Origin of the sequence: Treponema sp., assembly GCF_052169735.1 — a bacterium.
In the GTDB taxonomy this organism is placed as follows: Bacteria; Spirochaetota; Spirochaetia; order Treponematales; family Treponemataceae; genus Treponema.
Genome location: NZ_JBQNBW010000044.1, coordinates 1 through 23,461, shown reverse-complemented (window position 1 = coordinate 23,461; position 23,461 = coordinate 1). Strand labels below are relative to the sequence as shown.

Sequence of the window (23,461 nt, the reverse complement as noted above, 5' to 3'; positions counted from 1 at the left end):
ATTTATCGTAAATATATAAGCCCTTAAAAAGCTCCTTCTTCCCTTCAAAAATCGCTTGCAGGGTTGTTAAAAAAAGGCTTTTACCAAACCGGCGCGGGCGCGATAAAAACACATACTTATAGGTATTCAGTAATTGATACGCTTCCTGTGTTTTATCAATGTAGACATAATTATCGGTAATAATTTCAGAGAATGTGTGTATTCCTATCGGTAGTTTTTTCATCAGTGCCTCCTTTTATCTTAAACCAAGCAGCTCACATACCGTATGCTGAAATTCTCCGGATGTTATCTCCCCATTCAAAAAAGCTTTTATTTCCTGCTTTATTCCGGCGGGAAACCGGCGCCAGTAAGATTCTGTCCAATTATGCATAGCTGCTGTAAGACTGCGCTGTGTTTCCACCGGCATTTCCCCTAAGCTATATGAAACAAACTGGATAACCATCTCGTATAAAAGATCAGCGGGAATGCCTTGTACTGAACCGTTTTGGGCTAAAGAAGCACGGCGGTTTTTTCCGCGTTTACCGCTCGATTGGGGAATCCACGAATCGACAAGACCTATAATTTGTTCTTTGGAGAGCTCGGGAGCTTCTTTTTGTAAAAGTTCAGCTGCATAATCCCGAAAGGTATGCCGTACCCCATCCATACTTGCGTCAATAGAAGCATAAATGGATTCCGACATTTTTTTTGCAGCTTGCTCAGGAGTAAAAGGGATACTGCCGTTCACTACTCCATCCAGCTGACCTTTCCGGCGCTCAAGCGCAGCAGCAAGAGCCTCCAGCTCACGCGGTTCAGCTCTATGCAGAATATAGTCGATTGTAAACAGCAAATCATCACTATAATCAGCTTTCATTATAGATAGAGCATATACTATTTTATGGGGTTTTTAAAGAGCCGGGAAGAAAAAAGCAATCAACGACCCTGACGCGGCTTGTGAGTATGAATCCTCTGCATGAATGGAGGAAATCATTGCTGCTGTGTGAACCGCCGGCCGTTTATAGTAGTACTGGGAACATCCAATGCCTTTACCTTACCATAATGCAGAAAAATACTTGCCGGTTTAGCTTTTTTTTTGTATGTTAATACCATATTCTTAATAGACGCTTACAGTGCCGTGAGAGCCTGTATGTGTTATATTTGATAAAACTACAGTAGTAGCATAATGTCTGTTATTATGATGAAGGAGCTTATAAGATGGCTAAACAATTACTGTTTAATGAAGAAGCACGGAAGAAACTGCTTTCCGGTGTTGAACAAATTTCCAGTGCAGTAAAAGTAACATTAGGACCGAAAGGTCGCAATGTATTGCTTGATAAGAGCTTCGGTGCACCGACCGTTACAAAAGACGGTGTTTCGGTTGCACGTGAAGTGGAATTAGAAGATCCGTTTGAAAATATGGGCGCACAGCTTTTAAAAGAAGTTGCGACAAAAACCAATGATGTAGCGGGAGATGGAACTACAACTGCTACTGTTTTGGCATATTCTATGGTACGCGAAGGGCTGAAAGCCGTTGCTGCCGGTATGACACCGCTTGAATTAAAGCGCGGTATGGATAAGGCTGTTTCTATTGCGGTAAAAGACATTCAGGAAAGTGCAAAAGAGATCAAAGGGTCGGAAGAAGTAGCACACGTTGCCTCTGTTTCCGCCAATAACGATCAAGAAATTGGTAAAATTCTTGCTGATGCCATTGAACGTGTCGGAAAAGACGGTGTTATCGATGTCGGCGAAGCACAAACCATGGAAACTGTTACCGAATACGTGGAAGGTATGCAGTTTGACCGCGGCTATATCTCTTCTTATTTTGTAACAGACCGCGACCGCATGGAAACAGTATATGAAAATCCGTATATTTTGATCCACGACAAGTCTATTTCTACTATGAAGGATCTGCTTCCGCTTTTGGAAAAAGTTGCACAGTCCGGACGCCCGCTGCTTATCATTGCTGAGGATGTTGAAGGTGAGGCATTGGCAACCTTGGTTGTAAACAGTCTCCGCGGTGCATTAAAGGCATGCGCAGTTAAGGCACCCGGTTTTGGTGACCGCCGCAAGGAAATGCTCGAAGACATCGCTATCCTCACTGGAGGGCAGGTGATCTCTGAAGAATTGGGCTTAAAGCTTGAAACAGCAGATTTGAGTCAGCTCGGTCAGGCAAAGAGCGTTAAGGTTGATAAAGAAAACACTACGATCATCGACGGTATCGGCGACAAGCAGCATATCAGCGACCGTGTTGCACAGATCAAGAAGCAGATTGAAAATGCTACCTCTGAATACGATACCGAAAAACTCAAGGAGCGCTTGGCAAAACTGGCCGGCGGTGTTGCAGTTATCAAGATCGGTGCTGTTACCGAAGTTGAAATGAAAGAAAAGAAGCACCGTGTTGAGGATGCTCTCAATGCAACACGGGCAGCTATCGAAGAAGGTATCGTTGCCGGAGGCGGTCTTGCGTTAATTCAGGCTGCAAAAGCACTTGACAAAGTGAATATCTCCAAGCTGACTGAAGATGAAAAAATCGGCTTTAAGATTGTAAAGCGTGCCCTTGAAGAACCGATCCGCCAGATTGCAGAAAATGCCGGTCTTGACGGTGCTGTTATCGCAGAAAAAGCAAAAGAAAAGCGCGGTTACGGCTTCGATGCTGCAAAAATGGAATGGGTAGATATGATCAAAGTCGGTATCATTGACCCGGCAAAGGTTACCCGGTCTGCACTGCAGAACGCAGCTTCTATTGCAAGTCTTCTGCTTACCACAGAGTGCGCGATCACCAATCTTCCGGAGAAAAACGCACCGGCAGTTCCCGGTCCCGACATGGGCGGAATGGGCGGCATGTATTAATCGGTAGTCCCGATGCAGAAGGTGTAAAGACATCTTCTGCACGAATAAATACCGCGGATGGCGAAGAAGCAGCTGACTTTGGAGCTATCAGCTCTTTATTCGTGCGAAGGGTTTAATACTCCGATGCTCTGAGCCGGGGTGTTGATTGCGTTCCCCTGATCCCTACGGACAGAAAGCACCTCATCCGAAAGGGCTTATGCACAAATGTGTATAAGCCCTTATTTGTTTGGAATGTTTAATACCTGTATTCCGCGCCGATGTTGTTTATTCGTGCGGATTTAAGGATCACATACCGCGCCGGGGCTGTTTATTCGGCAGTTATCTGTAGTTTCCGTTCAATTTTCAAGAGAAAAGGAGATTCGTCCGGTACAGCCGTTTCTGCTATATATGGTTTTCGGGTATGCGTATTATAAAAATTCCCGGAATCATCCGCTAAGCGGATACCGTAAGGATTTTCTTTTGACCACAGTATCACCGAAACGGTAAGCGCCACATCCTTTTTTCCTGAAAAATGCATCACAAATGGAAGCTCCGGACGCGGAGAAGAAATAACCGTCGCTATATCCCCTGATGCGTTTTGCTCAAAGGCTGCATCCGATTCAAAAACCGCAACACCGTTTTGTGTCTGTACCGTAATAGAAAAGGCTTCAACTTTCAAAGGGGATGCAATTTGTATTGTTCCGATACTTCGTTCAAAATAGTTTTCCAATGATGTTTGTACTGTTAAAAACTGTTCTGCCGCTTCTGAATCCGTATGGTCATACTCACGGTAATAATCGCTGATAATTTCCTCAGAATCGGCATATTTTTTGACAAGACAGTCTTCCTTACCGTTGAGGGTATATACGAGGGTAAAGGGCTTATGCGGAATGTCTGCCGGAGCCGGCATAACAAAAACCCATAACGCTAATAGGATAAATCCGGTTCCGGTTAAAATACATTGCAGCGGGATGTACATTCTTTGTTCCTTTTTTTTCCGTTTCTTATCAATACTCAAACTTAACCGGATAAGAAATAAATCAAACGGAACAAAAATACATGCCGGCGCAATCTGAAGGGGAAATATCAAATTGAACATAAAATATCGGTAAAGAATGAGGTGCTGCACAAAGGGGATAAGAGGCAAAAAGAGACAAATAAGAAAGATAATCTGTACAGGAATTTGCTTAAAATGATAAGCACTGAGCGAAATCAAATAGATCGCCATAAAGATAACTGAAAATGAAAGGTTGATGAAAGAAAACACAAAAATATTCAACAAACACACAGCATGTCCCATAAACCCGTACAAAAATCGGTTTGCAGGCAGCGGTATCACCTTATTCAATGCCGTAAATACAAACATAAAAAACAGCGCAAATACATATTTAACAGCCAGCGCTGTAAGTGGAAAGGCATTCATTTCGGTATATGATGAAAAGCGGGTATAAAAGAGAAATTCGGTAATTTTCGAACCTAAAAATAAGCAGCCCCAGTTTACTAAAAAGAAATAGAGCGGCATCCACCACAATACTAACAGATCGCGTATATGCTGTTCTTGTTTTTTGCCGAATAAAAAGCTGAAGATAATAAGCCACGATAAAAAAATAATCGAAGAGACAATCAGTATAACAATGATATGCTGCTCACCGGTTATTACCAGTTTATTTTGTACCTGCCATACAAAGTAATGAATATCTCTGTCATTGCTGATATTTTGAACCGTTGCTGCAGCAAAAGAATCAAAAAAGCCTGATAAATCGGCATTTGTTTCTATCTTGATTGCCGGAATCTGCGCTTCGTTATACAAGCGGAGCTGCGGATCATCGGGCAGCCAGCCGAGACGGTGGAATACTACTGCATTGGTATAAAAATCAACGGGCAGCTGTTCTTGCTGCAAACAGCTATATGCAGGACGGAGGAGCCACGAAGGGCTTGTTCCCTGTGATGTACCCGCAATAATCCGCACCTTGTCCCGTGATCCGGAACCGATGCAGCACACTGCTGCCTTTGAATACGAGGAAAGCTTTTTTATGAGTTCTTTAGTCCCTTGGTACCGCTTTACCGGAACATCGGCAGGTAATTCCGAAATATCGCTTTGGGTAAGCGCGACCATAGTACGTACAGCAGGAGGCTGGACAGCAAGTTTTTGAGCAAATTCATTCAGCTGCAGTGTTGCCGTAGTTGATTGATTACTGCTATCGGCTGATGCGGTAAACACAATAACCGTATCGGTTTTAGGACCAAATTCATATACGGTATCCTCACCGAAGAGCAACTGGAGCGGTGAAAAAGTAAAGAGGAGTAAAAAAAACACTATAACCGGAGACTGACCGGCTCTATATATACTCATAGCTGCTAGAGCGTACTATAATCTCGCACTTTACCGGTTGAGAACCATATTTCAATACGTTTGTACGATTGGTTAATCCGCCGGACAATAGCAGCAGCTTCTTCCGAAGTTCTTTCTTGCAGATTCGATTGGTTCGGCGCTGTGTGTAAAACGGAATCATCGCGCATAAGGTCGGGATGGTATTTTTTTAAGAGCAGCTTCCATGCCTTTTTACAATAACTCAGCGGCATTCCGGGTAATACGTGCAAAACGGCAAAGTCTTCTGCAAGGGCTGCCGGAACAGGTACACGTACCGGTTCTTCCGGTTCTTCCTGTTTTTCCTGTTCATCAGCTGCAGCACTGAACTGCCGCGGTACCCGCCGTTCAATTTTATTTCCTGCGGCACGGTATTTCCCCTGCCGCTCTTCTGTTGCCCGCACAAAGGGATCATCATCCGTTCCAAGCCTATCGCGTAAAAGACTGCCGAGCGTTTCATAGTAATCGTGCATAATCAATACCGCCTCACAATAATGTCATCGAAGACGGCACCGGCACCTCCGGTAACATCCCGCTGTAATACTGCGCCAATAAAGTGCCGGTAGTATTCAGGCGATTCACCGGCGGTCAAATTCTTTTCCGTGCGCAAGATTGCAATATCTTCCGGCTGAATAACCGTTCCTGCTGCGGTGTCTTTCACATAATGCAGGGAACGGTTGGTGGTGCCGTAGTTGCCCTTTTCTGCCGCCGCCAGTTTTTTTTCACCGCTGCCGATAATCCGCTGCAAAAACTCCCGCGGATATCCGGCATCTGCGGCTGCTGCATAGATACCGTCCTCCGTCTTTCCGGTTAGACTTCTGAGCGTCTGTGTCATCTGTAAAAACTGTGCCGGTTCCAAGGCAACAGGATCGTCCAGTCCGGCATCTTTCCGGGAAAGGCAGATATGTTTTTCGATAATACAGGCGCCGCTCAGGAGTCCTGCAATCGGAACAGCTGCGGGATCAAGGGAATGGTCGCTGATGCCGACAGAGCTGTTCAGCAAAGCCGACAAGGATTGCAGCACCGCGGTATTATAATCCGTTTCCGGCGCCGGATATGCTGTTACGCAATGGAGCAGCGCCCGCAGTTCCGGGGCAAGCCCCTTGGCTTCTAAACAGGAAACAGCCCGTTCAATATCACCGAGCCGGGACACGCCGGTAGAAAGGATAACCGGCAAACCGAACGAAGCAACCCGTTCAAGCAATGGAAAGTGATTCAGTTCCGGCGAGGCAATTTTAAAAAAAGCAGGTTTGAGCTGCCGCAGTTCTTCAGCGGAGCGCAGTCCAAATGCCGAAGCAGAAAAGAGCAATCCTTCCTGCTTTGCGTATTCTGCCAGCTCTGCATAAAAGTCAATGCTGCATTCCAATGTACGGAACCGTTCATAGAGCGGTATACGCCCCGTCGGCAGTTCCACAAAGCCGGTATCGGGGTGCAAAATTTCATCGGCATACACAATTTGAAATTTTACCGCGTCGGCACCACTTTCTTTTGCAGCAGCAATCAGCTCCTTTGCTTTTTGAATACTGCCGTTATGCCCTGTGCCTATTTCAGCAATCACTAAGATATGTTCTTGAGACGAAAAAATCTTTCCGCCCGCTTTAAATGCTGTAATCATGCCGGCTAGTATAGCCTAAAGCTGCGATTCTGTATATCATATAGACAAGAGACGTAGGGCAACGCATCAAGCTGTTTTAAAACCCTCCTACAGATTTCCGGTGCGAGTGACCCTGAAAAAGACGGAAAAGGCGGTGCGATATGGATAGTCTGAAAAAAACTTTATCAGAACGGAAAAAAGAGCGCGCAGATTTACAAACGCTGCTGGATGCACTGTATAAGGAATACGGAAGCGCTCAATTTGAATATGCGTTACACAATACAACGCCCCTTGCCTCTATTGCCGCACAGGATTTTGAGGCGTGGAAGTCTTTACGGACAAAACGTCAGGAGGATGCTGACACTATTTTAGCCATTAAAACAGCGCAGTCCCGTCAAAACGAACTCAAAGTATTTTCCGGTGAAGTTGATAAATTACTACGGGAGCAACAGCAAGCGTATGAAAAAGCGCGGAATATATTTATTTTGGAGTTTTTTAATACCTATCGGCACGATTCGCTTGCCTGTATTACGCCTATTCTGTCTGCAGTCGAACCGCTTGACACCGCAATCGCTCAGCAAGAACAAGAGATGAGGCTGCTTGAACAGCAAAAGACCGAAGCAAACTTTTTGAAAAAAATTACCTTGAGTACACAACTCATTACTGCAAAAGGAAAACTAAGCAGCTTACAAAAAAAGCGGAATGCACAAGTCATTGCGTCCGGTGATGAAGTCATAACCGATACTGTGATCAGTGAAGTACGCGGCGACGGCTTTTCCGGTAAGCTTGAGGAAGTTTATACCGATCTTGCCGCTATCGTAAATAAACAAGATGAGATTGCTGCACGGAAAGAAACACTCATTGCTGAACAGCAGAAAATAAGTGAAACTCTGACGGAATGCGGAGTTGACTCAACCCCTCAAAAACGAATCACTGTGTTAACAACTGCTATAAAAACTTCCGATGAAGCTATCGGTATGGCTGAGCAGCAGCAGGGCATAGTATCTGCCGATGTGTTTTATACTGCCGAAGGAGCCAAAATTGAAGCAGCTCCGGCAGACATACCGGAACCCTTTAAGCCCTATCTTGATTCCATCGCCGAATACCGGGTAAAACTGCACAAAAATCAGCTCAATATTACCTATATTGAAAATGAAATTGCCGCTGCAGCAGAAAGCCGCAAGATTGAAGCCTTACAAAAAGCGATTATCGGGTATAAAGACGGCATTCAGCAATATGAACAGCTTATTGCCGCAGCAGAACAAGATATTGTACAGTCCGAAGAAAACAAGGCAGCGCTGGAACAGAAAAATGCTGAACTTCTATCGCAGTTTTCAGGAGAATAAAAAGCGGGAGAGTACTGAAATCTTTGAAAATATACGGTACCTCTGCTGTGTTCCATTGCGGCAGACCAACTTTCTTGTTGGGGTGTGCGCTGCAGGGTACTAAACCCGATATTGCACTCAATGGTAAAAACTTCTATAATCAATTCTATGCCTGAAACCATTGATTGGGAAGATAAAAAGTATCAAGAAGCCTTTGATGACGAAACCCGTTTGTTGACAAGGAGAAAAGCCTCCGATGCAAGCTGTACAATAGATGATATACAGGGTATATTAGATGCCTTGTATATTTTAGACGGTAATAATGCGGAAGGGCGCAGCTCTGTGCAGCAAATTACGCTTTCTGCAACTATTGCTGCGTATGAAGCTTTTATTCATCAATGGAAAAAGGAAATAACCGAGCAAAAATGATAGTCAACCGCTGAATCCCGTGTTTTAAAATATCTCCATACGGTATCTTTTAAAACATTTATGGGTATCGCCAAAACTATGTTGCGATCTGCATTAGCAGCTACGGTAATTACTTCTCGACAGTAGTAGCGGCTGATACGTTTGTAATTTGTAGAAGTTTGCCTGTGTAATTTGGTTCAGCTGCCCGGTGATGAAAAGGAGTAACTGTGTATGTTTCTTAATGCGAAAAAAATATTGCTCTTTCTGGCAGGACTTTTGCTTCTTTTAAGCAGCTGCTCAATTAAACAGATGGCTTTGAATAGCGTTGCAAATACCCTTGCCCCCTTTCCTGCACCTAAGGCAGACGCTTCAGGGGGAATTGATGCTGCAGCTGCTTTAACCGGCGAAGATGATGTGCCGCTTATCGCTGCCGTGTTTCCAACAGTACTGAAAACCTATGAGATACTGCACTTGAGCAATCCTCAGCATCGGGGCTTGGCGATTATGACCGGTTCTTTCTATGTAATGTATGCAAATGTTTTTGTGCAAACCCCTGCCGACTATATTCCTGACACACAATTTCAGCGGAAAAATATTGAATACCTCCGTGCAAAGAAATTTTACCTGCGAGGGGCTTCTTACGTTATGCAGTCATTGGATCGTGCGTATCCGGGCTTTGCCGCTGCGATAAACCGCTATTCGGAAGAAGGCGAAGGCGCAAAATTTCTCGCACGGTGTAAACCGGCTGACACGGAATCCCTGTATTGGGCAAGCTGCGGGGTGCTTGGGGCGTTTTCCCTTGATCCGCTTGACACAGATACGCTTGCAGTGATCCCGGGTGCCCTTGCAATGCTTGAACGGGCTGCTGAACTTGATCCTGCATATAACGAGGGCGCTTTATGGGAACTGCTTGCCGCTTTTTATGCCGCAGCGCCTGAAGCCTTGGGCGGCAGCCCTGAAAAAGCCCTGGAGGCATACCAAAAAGCGCTCGATTTAAGCGGCGGACAGCGCCCTTCGGTGTATATCCTGTATGCTCAGTCATTTTGTATTCCTGCACAGGATAGCGCCGGTTTTAACGAAGCCCTCTCCAAGGCATTAGAGATTGATCCTGCCGAACAGCCGGGCAATAAGCTGACTATTACGCTCAGTCAAGAAAAAGCCCGCTGGCTGCAAGCATCAAAGGAAGATTATTTTTTAGGTGATTAAAAACATTTAGGCATCTCTAAAAATTTTAGATTTTTAGAGATGACCGCTTGATAAAGGAGATTCTACCGCTATGACAATTCAAAGAAAATGTGTAGTAATGCTGTGTATGGTTACAGCTCTTGCAGCATCAAGTTTGTATGCTGACGATAAAGTCGTATTAAAGATTGCAACGGTTGCACCTGCCCGCTCTGCTTGGGACATAGAACTGAAAAAAGTTGCTGAAGAATGGAACCGTATTACCGGCGGACTTGTTACCATGAAAATCTATTCAATGAATACCCTTGGCGGCGAAAAATCCGGTATTCAAAAGCTGAAAGCCGCGCGCCCCGGTCAACCTGCACCGCTTGATGGGGCTATTTTTACGACGATTGGGATGCATGAACTGGTGCCCGATGCGTATATGTATACCCTTACCCTGCCTTTTCTCATTCAAAATCAGACGGAACTGGATAAAGCGCTCAGTGTTTATGGGAATAAGATTGAATCAAAGATAAAAGCGGCAGGATATGAGCTTATCGCGTGGTCAAATGTTGGCTGGCTTTCCTTTTATACGAAAGAACCCTATAGCACACTTGCAGAATTAAAGAAGATAAAAATGTCTGTCTCTGGTCTCGATAGCCCGATTTTAAGCGATAGTTTTAAAATAAGTGGGTTTAATGTTGTCGATACGCCTGCTCAAAAGTTTTCCCAAATGCTCAAAAGTAAAAATGGGATCGGAGGATTCTTTGCTGTACACTTGATGACGTATGCAGCAGGTTTTTATAAGGATATCAACTATGCCCTTGATGTTAAGCTGTGCCCAGTCATCGCCGGTTTTGTGATTTCTAATGCCTCATGGGAAAAAATTCCGAAAAAATACCATGCGCCGTTAAAAGAAGCCATGGAAAAGGCACGTAAGCGGCTCAATGACGCACTTGATAGTTCCGATGCTGATTGTGTGCAGAAAATGGAAGCAAGCGGTGTTACCATGATTCGTCCGTCAAAAGATGAGTTGAAAAAATGGGAAGCGGAATTTAACGATAATATCAATGATATCTACAAAGCGTTTCCAAATGCCTTTGATATGGAAATGTATAAAAATATTCAGGCATTGGTTGCTCCGATGCGGAAATAATCGTACCATAGTGCTATGAGAAAGACTGTTAATATATTGATCCTATTTCTTGCAGGTGTTTTAGCGATACTGCCGATTATCTTTTGGGGAATTACCGAAATCGGCGGTGTTGCTATTATGGATGGTGAACGGTTTATTATTCATGCCGTTTTTGTGTTCGCTTGCTTTGCAGGTATTATCACAAGTGCAAACCATAGGCAGCTGAATATCGAGGTTTTTAATCTTAGGCTGTCGGAATCGCTGAAAAGCACTGTAGGCAGTATAAATAATGGAATAAGCATTGCCGTACTGACTGCACTCTTTTTTGCCTGTTTTCCCAATATATTAACAGTTATCGATTCCGGGGATATTCTATGGGGAATACCGGTACGGTTTCTTTTTTTAGCACTGCCTCTCATGTTTTTGGCACAGCTTGTGCTGCAAATACGGGAAAATAAGCGCCTCCTATCTTCTCTGCTTGGACTGAGCGCCGGACTCTTTGTAAGCTGCGGTTCTCTCGCGAGTATCGCCTATACCGTTTTCGGGGCGGAGTCCGCTGCGCTGACAGCCTGTGCATCAATGTGGGCAGCTGTCAGTGCGAAATTACTGGTTCCGTTTGTTCTGGCGTTTATCGTCGCTGCACTGTTCGGCTTGCCCCTCTTTATTGTACTGCTGGCTATCACTTATACGGCATTTAGCCAGGGCGGCGGCTATGTCGATGTTGTTCCGCTGGAAATGTACCATATCCTTACTGACTCAAGTATTGCGGCTATTCCGCTGTTTACGGTGGCAGGCTGTCTGCTTGCTGAAGGAAGCGCCGGTAAGCGGCTGATGGAACTGGTGCGCAGCAGTGTCGGCTGGCTGAGGGGTGGTGTCATTATCTCATCCGTACTCGTTCTCACCTTTTTTACCACCTTTACTGGTGCTTCGGGTGTCACCATTCTCGCGCTGGGACCGCTTTTAAGCTTGATTCTAACGGGTAACGACTATTCAGAAGATGATGCAGAATCTCTGATCACAGCTTCAGGCTCATTGGGGATTCTTTTTCCGCCCAGTATGGCGATCATCATATTCGGCGTAACGAACATTATGACCGTCGATATCTTTGATGTATTCCGCGGCGCGGTTCTTCCGGGGCTGCTTTTAACCATATCAATGATTATTATCGGAGTTGTAAGAGACCGCAGTAAAAAGCGTATTCCGTTTTCGTGGAAGGAACTCAAAACTGCCTTTTGTGCGAGCTTTTTTGAGTTGTTGCTACCGGTTTTTATTATTGCGCTGTATTTTTCCGGGCTTTTTTCATTGCTGCAAACAGCTGCCTTTACCGTACTGTATACCTGTGTGCTGGAAATCATCATCCGGCGGGACTTTTCATGGAAAGGAGCGGCAGGTCTTATTTTAAAAAGCATTCCTATTGCAGGCGGCGTTCTCATTATTATCGGGGCGGCAAAAGGCTTAGCATACTATCTTATTGATGCGAATGTACCGGCTCTTTTAACTGATATTGTACAAACCTATATCCATTCAAAGTATGTATTCTTATTTCTGTTGAATATATTGCTGATTTTTGTCGGTTGTATCATGGATTTATACTCTGCAATTCTTGTTGTTTCACCGCTTGTGATGCCGATTGCAGAATCTTTCGGTATTCATCCCATTCACACCGGGGTTATTTTTCTGATGAATATGGCGCTGGGTTTTTTAACTCCTCCAATCGGTATGGACTTATTTATTGCGAGCTATACCTTCAATAAGCCGGTCATCAAAATAGTGAAAAATATTTTGCCGTATTTAGGAATCCAGTGTATCATTTTATTGCTGGTTACCTACATCCCTTGGTTTACAACAGTACTGCTGCCGTAACCTTCCCACACAAAACGGATGCCTGAATTAACACCCCCGACGCGGTTTGTAAGCATTAACCCGCCGCACGAATAATGGCTCTATTTCTTAATATACGGCGCAGTTTTGAAACACACAGCTCATCTGCATTGCCGCAATGTATACATTCCTGAACGATGGTGTACATACTTGTGCCGTTAGCTTTCTCCGACTATCCCGATAACCTCATCCCGGTAATCTTCTACAAGGGTAATTGTTTCACCGTTGCATTCTACAACCGTGTCTCCGATACGGTCAAACAATGCCTCGTTGATGGAATCAGCAATGACGCTCGGCATTCCGTGTTGAGCGGTAATCAGACTTTGTAGCGGCTCTCCGCGCAGCAGCATCCGCAACAGCTCTATCTGACTGCTATCCAATGGAAGAGATTCTGAGATCGTAGCTGCTGCAGGGGATGTTTTAGCAGCCCCAGACAGGATGGATAGTCCGGCAGGTATAGACGCGGTTGGTAGGGCAGCATCAGGGCAAGGGATAGGTTTACCTGATTTGTCAACGGTAGAGGATGTACACGCGGCAGAAACCTCGGTACTTTTTCTTGATATTTTTGTCCTCTCTTTTTGTACGGATGGTGTGATGGCTGTATGCTTTGCTGCAATCTCAGCTGTACCGTGAGTATCTTCTTCGGTTAGCAAACTTCCTTGTGTTTCAAGTGCGTCTTGTCTGATTTTATCAAGACCGGAAAAATCGATTGTGATCTTAGGGCGGGCGGCTTCGAGTCTTGCTTGTTTATCTGCCTCAATAACCGCTTCTATATAGGGGACAGCCCATGCTTCGTCTTTCTGCTCTTTTAGCGGACGGCCTGTTTTTAAGTACAAGCGAAATCGCCGGTCTGCCTCGTGTATAAGTTCCTGTATATGCCGGTGCCCGTCATACCATTTACGATAACTGTGTTCATACCATCTACCTTTTGTACAGCTGTATTTTCGGCATGAGTTAAGCTCATAGGGTACTGTTTTCTCATTTTCTCTGCTGTAATAGAGTGTATTGTTAAGCGGATACCAATACTGTGCATACTTCCTTCCGAAACAGAACCCAAAAAGATTCTTGTTACCTTGCCGGTATTGTGCTGATGCCTGCCGCCACACTGCGGCAAAGAGGCTGATCCCCGCTTCTTTGTCCTTTTGTATCACAATTGATCCATCAATTTTTTTTCCGTTAAAAAAACACAGGGTATCAAACACCTCCTGGTCGCTGTATTGTTCAGGTTTACGAAGAATTTCAGCTTTGGCATCCCAGTCCAGCATTTCACGGTCAGCATATTGGCTCACTATTTCCAAAGAGAAGCCGTTTATCACTGCAAAATCAAACATCCATTGCCGAATGTTATATTGCATATATCCGCTGCTCAACCCCGCATTGATATAGTTTTTTTCAAATTCCTGTATTTTGGCAAAGCTATCGTCCGCGGATGCGGTGCCTATCCCATTGACCAGTTCGGAAAGGTACATCAATGCAAAGGCGTTACAGTGTTTCTGATAGTTTCCCTTCCGCAATTCCGTCCGCCACGTAAAATACCCGCGCAGCTGTGCTAACGTGCACTTTTGATAGGTCTGCCAATATTCATGTATTTCTCCGTTCCACGGCACCGTATCTTCATAATCTTCCATGAATTTACCTTGTACATAGAAGTTTTTCAGCTCCTGCCTAAAAGAACCGTCCCCCGGTTGGTACATTTTCGCCATCCGGCGGATTTGTTCAGGAATCTGCTTTAGCGCTTTTGCCTCAACTTTTTTGACAGTTTTGTCTGCTCTTTTTTCTTGTACCGGTTTGGCAGCATGAGAAAACCCCGGACTGTAGCGATCCAGTGTGTTATTACCGGAATTCCTCGTTGCAAGATTTTGTCCATAAAAAAGCGGTGCATCTTGATATTGCACTTGATCAGTCGTGCTGTTATCGAGAATTATGGTAAAGCCGTCCTGTACATCGGAAATAATCTCTTCAGTAGGTGTACGCTCAATGATGCTCCGAAGTATTGTTTCAAACAAAGCATCTAATTCTGCTTTCTTCACAATCATGCTCTCCTACAAGGAATACAGTCGACCCATTCGATAACTGCGTTTTCGAATGGGTTTATTGTGTCTACGCCGGTATTGTTCCAAAACTGCTTTAATCTGCTTGAACGGTAAAGCGTTCTGCTTTTTCGTTACCGGTAATATCGCGTGCGGTAATCAGTATATCAGACTTTCCCCGGCTTAAAATGATCTTCCCGAGGTAAAGGCTGCCTTTCCGGCGGTATAAGAGCGTATCGGTAAATGCCGTTGTCCCTAAATAGGATTCCCGTTCTTTTTGCGTAATTGTTTCAAACGGAATGGTACGGAGGTTTATTCCGTTTACAACAATACTCACCCGGAATGGGCTAAAGGTATGAGTTCCTATATCGGCAGTGTCAGAAATTTCCGCATACAGCTCATAGCTTCCCTGACGTACATTTCGTTGTCCTGCTGCTTGAAATGCGGTATTTTGATCGTTTACTAACACAATATTCTGTATTTGAGGAGCTGTTTTATCAGTTACGGCAGGAAGGAGCAGAAGCGGATTGATATATACCTTCCGTTCGCTATCGCTTACCTGAAACAAGAGATCATTGGGAGTACTCCAGCCGCTGTTCCCTGTTCTGCCGATTACACTGGTTGCTTCTGCTGCTATTCTATTTCCAAGAGCTGTTGCCGATTCGAGATTTCCATAGATGGTCTGCAAACCGTCATTGTGGAGCAGTACTAAGGCATTTCCGAGTGTGCTGGGGAACATTCCTTGTCCATGCCGTGCGGTAAGCGCAATTAAGAGTGTACCGTTATCGGCAGCCCGGACTGTTTCAGCGTTTTCAAAAGCCATTCCTTGTTCAAATGTATGCTCACCAATACACTGACCAAAAAGCCGTAAAAATTGATTTGTGTCGGTAGGCCATTCCAATGCCGACAGAGAAAAAAGTACAGATATGCACAATAGGGTACAAATAATATAACGTTTCATCTTTAACCCGATCCTTCTTCAGAGTGCGGCACCCGCATTCTTTCAGCAGCTACCCCTTATTCTCCTCAGTTCTTTTTATTTTATATCAATACGGATGAGCTTTTTATCCGTTGCCAAAAAAATCTTATCTTGATCTTGCCGCAAAAATATATTGTTTGATGCAAAAGCTGTTTTGCCCAGAATATATCCCGGTGATTCTATGAGCGACAGTGTTGCGGTTTGATCTTGGCGGCTGATCACTGTCATCATATTTTTATAGGGGTGCTTTCCGCTTGCCAGCACTGTTCCTTGTTCCTGAATAATCTCTGATACCAAGTGCCGGCAGTCGATAAAACCGATGCCTTCCGTGCATTCAAACAGTGCATTGCTGCCGCTGTCATCAAAATCAACAAAGACCTGCCTTCTCAAGTTTCCTGCCAAATACCGGTGGTGTACAATTTTGTATTTTGTACCATCGACGCGGATTAACAATACTCGTTGCTGATTAAGCCCGCACACACATGCCACATAATGCCCATCCTTTGAAATACCTGCGCCGAGAATTACCTGATAGTCACTGCCGCCGGGGTAGGTTTCAAATACAACAGCACCTGCTGCATTAAGACAAACCAGTTTTCCGTCGGAAAAGCCGATCACAACGCCGCTTTCTGCTGAATGAAATGCGGTGATCGGCGCTGTATGAAGATAACGCCACAGTACATTTCCGTCTGCTCCATATTGTTTAACAGCGCTGCCTCCCGGTTCAAATAAGTAAAACCGGTCTTCATCAATATAAACAAATCCGGGTTCATCAATAAGGGTGATAAGGGTTCCATCCGGTTTATAGATAGGGGTCTGTACTGCATTGCTGCCGTACTCCGTCCATGCTGCCGCAGACACAGACATACGCCTGGTAATGGGAGCTGTACGCAGCAGCGCCCCCTCTTCGGTAAAATAGCCGAAACGGGCATCCGTTAAAAAGGCGAGCGGAACTTTTCCGGCAAAGTGAGCGGCTGCTGCTTGCGGATTTTCTCCAGGTTTTTCTTCTTCGATACCTTCAAGCTCAGCCTGTGCTGCATCAGGGGTAATATCCCGGATCCACACCGGACAGAGGTACGGATCATCTCCAAGCGGAGCCGCAGCAGTGAACATATATAATAGTAAAATAATCAGTGGAAAAATAACAAAGCGTTTATCGAAAGCTGTAAATTTCATAAAAGGTATGGTATAATAGTAGTATGAAAAATGCAAGTAAGTATGATGATCTCTTTGCACAAGCGATGGAGGCTGCAGTGAATGCTTATGCCCCCTATTCTCATTTTAGAGTAGGAGCAGCCCTTTTACTGGATGACGGAAGCGTTATTACCGGCGCAAATGTGGAAAACCGCTCTTATGGTTTAACAAACTGTGCCGAACGTACCGCTATTTTCCATGCAGTTGCTATGGGGAAACGAAACTTTACCGCTATTGCTATTGCAACGCCCGATGCAAAATATCCGGTCGGTCCTTGCGGCGCATGCCGGCAAGTTATCTCGGAATTTATGCCGCCGGAAGCGCCGGTTATCTTCGGCTCTTCAGCCGATAACCGTATAGAAACAACAGTGGAAGGGGTCTACCCCTTTGATTCGCTCCATGAGCTGCAAAAAACATAAGCGCTGCGCTATTTACAGCCGACAGAAAACTAAATCTAAGGACACCCTCTAAAAATGTGAGTTCTTAGAGATTCCCATAACTAAACTTATTCGGAAACTTCCGTTTCGGAATAGATTACCTTGAAACACGATGTTCAAAATCGTGCCGTCGGTGCGGATTTGAACTCGTCGACCGGTTCGAAAACGGACTTATCGAGCAGGTCTACTATAATAAGTGGAGGCGTAGAACTATGCGTCAAGAGCACGATCTTTTAGGCTATCGGGATATACCTGATGAAGCGTATTACGGTGTACAGACATTACGCTGTACGGAAAATTTTGATATAACCGGTGTACACCTTTCCCGATACCCCGATTTTATCAATGCACTCGCGATGATAAAGCAGGCGGCAGCGCAAGCAAATTACGAATTAGGCTTACTGGACAAGCCGGTTGCCGAGGCGATTATTGCGGCATGTAAAGAAATTATCAGCGGCAAACTGCATGATCAGTTCCCTGCCGATATGATTCAAGGCGGCGCGGGGACATCAACCAACATGAATGCCAATGAAGTGATTGCAAATAGGGCATTGGAACTTTTGGGGCATCAAAAAGGTGAATATAAATTCTGCCATCCTAACAATCACATCAACCTTGCGCAATCAACAAACGATGCCTATCCCACGGCAGCAAAGCTCGGTATCTGTTTAAGTACCGAAGGGCTGATCTCCGAGTTAGGCTTACTTGTCGCGTCATTCCGCAATAAGGGGAGAGCATTCGGCGGGCATATTAAAATGGGAAGAACACAGCTGCAAGACGCAGTCCCGATGACGCTTGGTCAAGAGTTTGAGTCATACGCTGCAAGTTTAGAAGCGGAAGTGGCACATTTTAAACAGGTTGTATCCGGCTTGCAAGAAATCAACATGGGGGCAACTGCTATCGGTACCGGTATCAATAGTGATCCTGCATACGCCGATTTGGTTACAAAGCGCTTAGCAGAAATTTCAGGCTACCCGGTGAGAAAAGCGCAGAATTTGATTGCGGCAACAAACGATACTACCGACTTTGTCTCGTATTCAGGGCAGCTGAAGCGTCTTGCCGTTAAAATTTCAAAAATCTGTAATGACTTACGGCTCTTGGCATCAGGTCCGCGTGCCGGCTTAAACGAAATCAGTTTACCGCCAATGCAGCCCGGTTCATCCATTATGCCGGGAAAAGTCAATCCTGTTATTCCTGAAGTAATGAATCAAGTATGTTTCCGTGTAATCGGTAATGATACTACGGTGATGATGGCATCGGAAGCAGGACAGCTTGAATTGAACGTGTTTGAACCGGTGATGATTTACAGCATTCTTGAATCAATCTCTATTCTAAAAAACGGCATGGCAACGCTCCGGTTGCGCTGTATCGACGGTATCGAAGCCAACGTAGAACGGTGTAAGGAACTCACCTATCGCAGTATCGGCTTAGTAACCGCACTTAACCCGGTACTGGGGTATGAAACTTCGAGCGATATTGCAAAAACAGCCCTTAAAGACAACCGCAGTGTGTACGATTTAGTATTGGAACGCGGCTTATTGTCCAAAGAAGTGCTCGATGATATTCTGAAGCCGGAAAATATGACACAGCCGAAAAAGATGAACAAAGCGTAGGGCAAACATATCAGACATTAGAGAGATTCCCCGCAGAATAATGAGGCAGTACCTTCAGAATTTCGCCGCTTTGTGCCTCAAATGGAATCCCCGCTTCATTATTCTGCGCACTGCTGAGTATCTGTCTGATGCGTTTCTCCACATAGATATTACTGCTTCTGATTATTTTTGAGCTTCGCGGGTTGCAGCAAACTTATCCAGAATTTTCTGCCGCCTGCTACCGAATGCGCTTAAATCTTCTTTGGTGAGCTTATCCTGCAGTAGACCGAGTGAAAGCCCCTTTACACCGAGTTTTACAATCTGTGCAGAATCTTTTCCATCGAGCCGGGCAATAATGCTTTGTGCTTCAGCTGTCAGCATAAAGTCGATATATACACAAACTTACTAATAAATAATAACTTAGTCTTTAATATAGTTGCAACCATGCAAGAATTATGCTATTTTTAGAAGAGTGAGCTGATTATGCAGTATTTGTATGTAACCTTACCGCCGCTTTGATCATTCTTACACGGTATTTGATACTGCATATTTTATAAAGCTGCTGATGCGTTTACCTTGTGCGCCCGGCTGCTATTATTGAAGTACCCAAATGGATGCTTATGCTCCATGGAAACACACAAGCATGAGCTTACTTTTTTCCAATATCTGCTTTAGCCTCCGCAGATATAGACTAATCTTATAAATTAGGAGATTTTTATGACTAATGCCATTCCTCAGCCGTCTAAATCACTTTTTATCTTGAATTCATTAATTTATTGCGGCGTATTTGTTTTTATCTTTTTATATGGGTGGTATGTACATATCGTTCCGCGTGAAGAACTTATTAAGATTGTACTGGCTCCGCCGACACTTATTACACTTCTTGTTACCATCTGCTTTCCCTATATGCTGTATAAAAAAACAATGCGCACCATATACACATGGCAAGATGATGCTGATGGACTTGACCGGGCAAATAAGGCAATCGCAATTTATTCCAAGCTCAGTATTGTTGTACCGATTTTACTTGCAACTATTGTCCCTGTTGTATCTTTGATATGGGTTGGCATGAATTCTACTATAAAGTTTACTGCGGCTATTTTAACCTCCATCGGCTGCCTCTTTTTTGTAGCGCTCTTTTTCTATGTTATCTGGATACAAAAGTTTGAACAGTATGTAAAGTTTTTACCGCTCAAGAAACAATATATCAGCATGTCATATGTAAAACGCGGTATGCTGGTGAGCTTCTTTCTGTTTACCGGACTAATCTTTTTAAGCGTAGCTCCCTTTGTCGCATCAGCATACAACGGCTTTGATATTACATACACAATAATCCATTCCACTATTCCGATTGCTGTTATACTGCTTGCCGGAGGGCTATGCATAAATTATACCCTATACAAAGGCATAAACAACACAATAGAAGATATTCTTGTCTTTACCGATAAACTTTCGCTTGGTAATTTTGTTGCCGACCATCTTGAACTAAACCGCCGAGATGTATTCGGTTTGTTAGTAGGTAATATCAACCGGTTTTATGATAATACCGTAGCATTACTGGCTGGAGTAAAGCATAATACTGAAGCGATGCACGAATCCATAGATACACTGTCTGTAAACACCTCGCAAAGTGCACATTCGGTAGGTCAAATTAATACGAATATTAAAAGCGTAACGGAAAAAGCTGTGAGCCAAGCAGCAAGTGTAGATGAAACAGCTGCTGCAGTTCAGGAAATTATCAACACGATTGAGCGGCTAAACAATAGTATCGAGGTACAAGCAGAAAGTGTTTCTCAATCTTCTTCTTCGATAGAAGAAATGGCAGCTAATATCGCTTCTATTACGCAAACGCTTGAAAAAACCGATGATGTGATTAAGAAACTTGCATCTGCTACCAACGACGGCAGAAGTACACTGGTTAATTCCAGTGCAGTTACTCAAAAAATAGCGGAAGAATCGGGCGGATTGATCGAAGCAAGTAATGTTATTCAAAATATTGCAAGTCAAACCAATCTTTTAGCAATGAATGCTGCAATCGAAGCTGCCCACGCAGGGGAAGCCGGCAAGGGCTTTGCTGTTGTTGCTGATGAAATCAGAAAACTTGCAGAAGAGTCTTCTTTGCAAGGTAAAAATATCACGGCAACGCTCAAGATGCTTGGGACGGAAATTGAGGGCTTGTCATCTTCATCAAAAACCGTTGAAGAGAAATTCAATATGATTTTTGAATTATCAGAGCAAGTTAAAACGATGAGTACCGCACTGATGGCAGCGATGAAGGAGCAGGATAACGGCAGCCGTGAAGTATTGAGAGCAATCAAAAACATTAACGCCGTAACCCGCGACGTAAGAGACGGCTCTCAAGAAATGCTCAAAGAAGGAACTCAAGTCTCTAGCGAGATGCGGAAGCTCGATAACCTGACAAAAACGATCACTGCAAGCATGAGCAGCATGGCGAATGAAGCAGTACATATCAATAATGCCGTGCAGGAAGTGAATAGTATTACCCAACAGAACAAACAGGCAGTTATAAGTCTTTCAAAAGAAGTGAATAAATTCAAAGTAAATTAGGAGTTATCCTAAGAACCAACCGTTATTCGTGTAGATGTTTATAAATTCTCATACAGTGCGCTATAACATGAAGGGAATACGGCACTCTGCACGGGTAAGTTTTTTTCTCCTATGCTTCTACTCTTTTACTAGAGGCATTCTTTACCGACAATGAAGAGAGGGTACGTTTTTCGTACAGCTCCCACAAGGAAGGCTATGAATATCAAACTGAAAATTGGAATTTTGTCGGGAATATTGATCTTATTGCTGTTGATCGCTGCGGGAACGTATATGCAGATCGCCAAACCGGCAGATACACTGGAGCATCAAGTGGTACAGCTTGCAAGTTATGAACGAAACTTATTGTATACACGCGGCACAATATACTGCTATAGTGCCCAATCTTTGCATATTCCAGCTGATATTATCAATTCTTTGCGTGAACAAAAACCGATTTTATCTACTGTTGAGCAAGAAACGGAGAAGTTCCGCCAAAAAGATGCGGCGCTGCGTATCAGCCTTGCGGCTTATCTAGCTTCTTCTCACGCCATTACCGATCGCTATACGGAAATGATTTCCGGCTATAATCAGCTCGGAGCGGCAAAACCAAAGCCCTTCGATTCTGCCGAAATAACAGCACTTGAATCGCTTGTCGTAGAGCATATCAGAGACTTCCGTACCCTGCGTACAAATCTGAGAACAGCGGCAGCGCAGTACCGGAAAAGGGCGGCAATTCTTTCCGGTATATTGATTACGGTTACATGGATTCTTGGTCTGTTTGTTACATGGGCTTTGATGCGGACGCTTTATACCATCCTGCTCAACAGGACGGCAAAAAAACGGATTGTCCTCAAGGTAAGCCCAAAACTGGAAGGTACCGGATATGCCGACTCCGTTTCGGGAACAGATCAGCATAAATATGAGCCGGAAAGTTTTGCCGGACGGTACTTCACAGGGCGCAGTATGCAGCCGGAGGTTTCTGACGGCAAGCAGACAACAGGCTATGCCGGCGGGCGACAGACTTCCGGCTCAGCATTCAAGGTTCCGGCGGAAAACAGAACTGCGGCAACTTACGCTGAACTCGCTGAGCAGAATAGACAGCTTACGGAGCAGCTTACGGTAGTTGAAAACCGCGCTGCCGGCTTGGAAAAAGCCCATGCAAACATACAAGCTGCCTATACAGCCCTCCAGCAAACTGCGGAAAAAAAAGCCGATGAGTACCGGAAATCGGCAGCTCAGCTCAAGGAAAGCCTGACTGCTATCCAGCAAACAGCCGAATCCCATCAGCATGATTCGGAAACGGCTCAAAAATTAGTGGAAAACTTTAGAACCGGGCATCAGCTTTTTCAGACAACGCATGAGCATATCCAGTTTATTATTCAGCATGTTTCGCAAATTCAAGAAATGTCCGAAGTGATGGAAAGCGTTGCGGAGCAGGTAAAAATGCTCAGTATGAATGCAGCCATCGAAGCAGCCCATGCAGGTGATGCAGGAAAAGGCTTTGCGGTTGTAGCAGAAGAACTTGGCCGGCTTGCAACAGCAGCTTTGGAAAGCTCTCATGATATTGGCGGCACTATTGAGCAGATTGTCGCTGTTATTACCAAAATCGGTTCTACCGGGGATGAGCTTGACCGCTCATTCGAAGCAATCCATCAACAAACCGATGCAATTTCTACATCGCTTGCCGATTTTTCTGCAAAAATGGCGGAAACCGGTAATCAGACGAAGACAGCATTACAGCATTATGCTGCGGGAATATAAAAAGTTTACGAGTTGTAGTATAGCGCTGCATAGCAGAAAGATAAAAACTGACTGCCTGCACAGACAGATACGAGCAACAGCAACATGAGACGGGCGGAAGGACTCTACGCCTATTGTAAATGAAACTGCCGGTCTATTAAACCTGTTTGGAAACGCCCCTTTCGGAACAGGGTACCTTGAAATGCGATGTTCTAAATCGTAGGTTTATTTTCAGCCGCTGAAATAGCGCGGCTGAAAAACA

The 23,461-nt window shown here is 44.5% G+C and carries 20 protein-coding genes; 11 read left to right on the top strand and 9 right to left on the bottom strand.

The genetic code is table 11. The annotated features are described in order from the left end of the window. Together ACTTJ8_RS08215 and ACTTJ8_RS08210 are read right to left on the bottom strand one after the other, a co-directional pair. The coding region (locus ACTTJ8_RS08215) for an AAA family ATPase (RefSeq protein ID WP_442720870.1) at nt 1-223 on the bottom strand (223 nt) is incomplete at its 3' end. Nucleotides 224-235: 12 nt separating this feature from the next. After that, nucleotides 236-850: a hypothetical protein gene (locus tag ACTTJ8_RS08210; RefSeq protein WP_442720869.1), complete on the bottom strand. Its 615-nt coding sequence runs from the start codon at nt 848-850 to the stop codon at nt 236-238. Between the two features lie 341 nt (nt 851-1,191). Between ACTTJ8_RS08210 and groL the strand changes: the two genes are divergently transcribed. After that, nucleotides 1,192-2,826: a chaperonin GroEL gene (groL, locus tag ACTTJ8_RS08205; protein WP_442715777.1), complete on the top strand. Its 1,635-nt coding sequence runs from the start codon at nt 1,192-1,194 to the stop codon at nt 2,824-2,826. 307 nt (nt 2,827-3,133) lie between these two features. Here the strand turns inward: groL and ACTTJ8_RS08200 are convergent, their stop codons facing one another. The 3 genes from ACTTJ8_RS08200 to ACTTJ8_RS08190 are packed head-to-tail and all read right to left on the bottom strand — an operon-like array spanning nt 3,134 to nt 6,788. After that, a complete protein-coding gene (locus ACTTJ8_RS08200) occupies nt 3,134-5,158 on the bottom strand; it encodes a hypothetical protein (RefSeq protein WP_442720868.1) in 2,025 nt (674 codons plus the stop codon). A 5-nt stretch (nt 5,159-5,163) separates the two neighbouring features. Then, nucleotides 5,164-5,646, bottom strand: a complete 483-nt coding sequence (locus ACTTJ8_RS08195; RefSeq protein WP_442718469.1) for a J domain-containing protein — start codon at nt 5,644-5,646, stop codon at nt 5,164-5,166. A gap of 2 nt (nt 5,647-5,648) precedes the next feature. Further along, the gene (locus ACTTJ8_RS08190; RefSeq protein ID WP_442720867.1) at nt 5,649-6,788 is read right to left on the bottom strand and encodes an N-acetylneuraminate synthase family protein; all 1,140 of its coding nucleotides are present in this window, start codon (nt 6,786-6,788) and stop codon (nt 5,649-5,651) included. A gap of 140 nt (nt 6,789-6,928) precedes the next feature. Here ACTTJ8_RS08190 and ACTTJ8_RS08185 point away from each other — a divergent pair, with 140 nt between their 5' ends. The 6 genes from ACTTJ8_RS08185 to ACTTJ8_RS08160 all read left to right on the top strand — a co-directional run bounded on the left by ACTTJ8_RS08185 (nt 6,929) and on the right by ACTTJ8_RS08160 (nt 12,662). Next, a complete protein-coding gene (locus ACTTJ8_RS08185; RefSeq protein WP_442720866.1) occupies nt 6,929-8,113 on the top strand; it encodes a hypothetical protein in 1,185 nt (394 codons plus the stop codon). Nucleotides 8,114-8,136: 23 nt separating this feature from the next. Beyond that, nucleotides 8,137-8,268 carry a hypothetical protein gene (locus tag ACTTJ8_RS08180; RefSeq protein ID WP_442720865.1) on the top strand — a complete coding sequence of 44 codons (132 nt, stop codon included), beginning with the start codon at nt 8,137-8,139 and terminating at the stop codon, nt 8,266-8,268. After that, the gene (locus ACTTJ8_RS08175; RefSeq protein WP_442715771.1) at nt 8,261-8,521 is read left to right on the top strand and encodes a hypothetical protein; all 261 of its coding nucleotides are present in this window, start codon (nt 8,261-8,263) and stop codon (nt 8,519-8,521) included. Before ACTTJ8_RS08180 ends, ACTTJ8_RS08175 begins: the two co-directional genes overlap by 8 nt. A gap of 210 nt (nt 8,522-8,731) precedes the next feature. Next, a complete protein-coding gene (locus tag ACTTJ8_RS08170; RefSeq protein WP_442720864.1) occupies nt 8,732-9,706 on the top strand; it encodes a TRAP transporter TatT component family protein in 975 nt (324 codons plus the stop codon). A gap of 70 nt (nt 9,707-9,776) precedes the next feature. Next, a complete protein-coding gene (gene dctP / locus ACTTJ8_RS08165) occupies nt 9,777-10,820 on the top strand; it encodes a TRAP transporter substrate-binding protein DctP (RefSeq protein ID WP_442720863.1) in 1,044 nt (347 codons plus the stop codon). A 15-nt stretch (nt 10,821-10,835) separates the two neighbouring features. After that, complete coding sequence (locus ACTTJ8_RS08160; protein ID WP_442720862.1) at nt 10,836-12,662, top strand: TRAP transporter large permease subunit; 1,827 nt, start codon at nt 10,836-10,838, stop codon at nt 12,660-12,662. A gap of 176 nt (nt 12,663-12,838) precedes the next feature. On the opposite strand, the gene ACTTJ8_RS08155 is transcribed toward ACTTJ8_RS08160, so the two are convergent. The 3 genes from ACTTJ8_RS08155 to ACTTJ8_RS08145 all read right to left on the bottom strand — a co-directional run bounded on the left by ACTTJ8_RS08155 (nt 12,839) and on the right by ACTTJ8_RS08145 (nt 16,865). Then, nucleotides 12,839-14,710 carry a TerB N-terminal domain-containing protein gene (locus tag ACTTJ8_RS08155; RefSeq protein ID WP_442720861.1) on the bottom strand — a complete coding sequence of 624 codons (1,872 nt, stop codon included), beginning with the start codon at nt 14,708-14,710 and terminating at the stop codon, nt 12,839-12,841. Nucleotides 14,711-14,807: 97 nt separating this feature from the next. After that, a complete protein-coding gene (locus ACTTJ8_RS08150) occupies nt 14,808-15,671 on the bottom strand; it encodes a M23 family metallopeptidase (protein WP_442720860.1) in 864 nt (287 codons plus the stop codon). A 75-nt stretch (nt 15,672-15,746) separates the two neighbouring features. After that, nucleotides 15,747-16,865 (bottom strand): PQQ-binding-like beta-propeller repeat protein, encoded by a 1,119-nt coding sequence (locus tag ACTTJ8_RS08145; RefSeq protein ID WP_442720859.1) that lies wholly within the window; start codon nt 16,863-16,865, stop codon nt 15,747-15,749. Between the two features lie 23 nt (nt 16,866-16,888). Here ACTTJ8_RS08145 and ACTTJ8_RS08140 point away from each other — a divergent pair, with 23 nt between their 5' ends. Both ACTTJ8_RS08140 and aspA read left to right on the top strand, forming a co-directional pair. After that, nucleotides 16,889-17,302, top strand: coding sequence for a cytidine deaminase (locus ACTTJ8_RS08140; protein ID WP_442715764.1), 414 nt, complete (start codon nt 16,889-16,891; stop codon nt 17,300-17,302). A 230-nt stretch (nt 17,303-17,532) separates the two neighbouring features. Beyond that, nucleotides 17,533-18,933 carry an aspartate ammonia-lyase gene (aspA, locus tag ACTTJ8_RS08135; protein WP_442720858.1) on the top strand — a complete coding sequence of 467 codons (1,401 nt, stop codon included), beginning with the start codon at nt 17,533-17,535 and terminating at the stop codon, nt 18,931-18,933. 162 nt (nt 18,934-19,095) lie between these two features. Here aspA and ACTTJ8_RS08130 read toward each other — a convergent pair whose 3' ends face one another. Then, entirely contained in the window at nt 19,096-19,293 is a 198-nt protein-coding gene (locus ACTTJ8_RS08130; RefSeq protein WP_442720857.1) for a hypothetical protein, read from the bottom strand. A gap of 336 nt (nt 19,294-19,629) precedes the next feature. On the opposite strand from ACTTJ8_RS08130, the gene ACTTJ8_RS08125 reads away from it, so the two are divergent. Together ACTTJ8_RS08125 and ACTTJ8_RS08120 are read left to right on the top strand one after the other, a co-directional pair. Then, on the top strand, nt 19,630-21,480 hold the full coding sequence (locus ACTTJ8_RS08125) for a methyl-accepting chemotaxis protein (protein ID WP_442720856.1): 1,851 nt from the start codon (nt 19,630-19,632) through the stop codon (nt 21,478-21,480). Nucleotides 21,481-21,675: 195 nt separating this feature from the next. Further along, entirely contained in the window at nt 21,676-23,220 is a 1,545-nt protein-coding gene (locus tag ACTTJ8_RS08120) for a methyl-accepting chemotaxis protein (protein ID WP_442720855.1), read from the top strand. Nucleotides 23,221-23,461: the final 241 nt, after the last annotated feature.

Bases quoted from the DNA above. Each gene is read 5' to 3' on its own strand.
- ACTTJ8_RS08210 (WP_442720869.1), bottom strand. From the start codon at position 850: ATGAAAGCTGATTATAGTGATGATTTGCTGTTTACAATCGACTATATT.
- groL (WP_442715777.1), top strand. From the start codon at position 1,192: ATGGCTAAACAATTACTGTTTAATGAAGAAGCACGGAAGAAACTGCTT.
- ACTTJ8_RS08200 (WP_442720868.1), bottom strand. From the start codon at position 5,158: ATGAGTATATATAGAGCCGGTCAGTCTCCGGTTATAGTGTTTTTTTTA.
- ACTTJ8_RS08195 (WP_442718469.1), bottom strand. From the start codon at position 5,646: ATGCACGATTACTATGAAACGCTCGGCAGTCTTTTACGCGATAGGCTT.
- ACTTJ8_RS08190 (WP_442720867.1), bottom strand. From the start codon at position 6,788: ATGATTACAGCATTTAAAGCGGGCGGAAAGATTTTTTCGTCTCAAGAA.
- ACTTJ8_RS08185 (WP_442720866.1), top strand. From the start codon at position 6,929: ATGGATAGTCTGAAAAAAACTTTATCAGAACGGAAAAAAGAGCGCGCA.
- ACTTJ8_RS08175 (WP_442715771.1), top strand. From the start codon at position 8,261: ATGCCTGAAACCATTGATTGGGAAGATAAAAAGTATCAAGAAGCCTTT.
- ACTTJ8_RS08170 (WP_442720864.1), top strand. From the start codon at position 8,732: ATGTTTCTTAATGCGAAAAAAATATTGCTCTTTCTGGCAGGACTTTTG.
- dctP (WP_442720863.1), top strand. From the start codon at position 9,777: ATGACAATTCAAAGAAAATGTGTAGTAATGCTGTGTATGGTTACAGCT.
- ACTTJ8_RS08160 (WP_442720862.1), top strand. From the start codon at position 10,836: ATGAGAAAGACTGTTAATATATTGATCCTATTTCTTGCAGGTGTTTTA.
- ACTTJ8_RS08150 (WP_442720860.1), bottom strand. From the start codon at position 15,671: ATGAAACGTTATATTATTTGTACCCTATTGTGCATATCTGTACTTTTT.
- ACTTJ8_RS08145 (WP_442720859.1), bottom strand. From the start codon at position 16,865: ATGAAATTTACAGCTTTCGATAAACGCTTTGTTATTTTTCCACTGATT.
- ACTTJ8_RS08140 (WP_442715764.1), top strand. From the start codon at position 16,889: ATGAAAAATGCAAGTAAGTATGATGATCTCTTTGCACAAGCGATGGAG.
- aspA (WP_442720858.1), top strand. From the start codon at position 17,533: ATGCGTCAAGAGCACGATCTTTTAGGCTATCGGGATATACCTGATGAA.
- ACTTJ8_RS08130 (WP_442720857.1), bottom strand. From the start codon at position 19,293: ATGCTGACAGCTGAAGCACAAAGCATTATTGCCCGGCTCGATGGAAAA.
- ACTTJ8_RS08125 (WP_442720856.1), top strand. From the start codon at position 19,630: ATGACTAATGCCATTCCTCAGCCGTCTAAATCACTTTTTATCTTGAAT.
- ACTTJ8_RS08120 (WP_442720855.1), top strand. From the start codon at position 21,676: ATGAATATCAAACTGAAAATTGGAATTTTGTCGGGAATATTGATCTTA.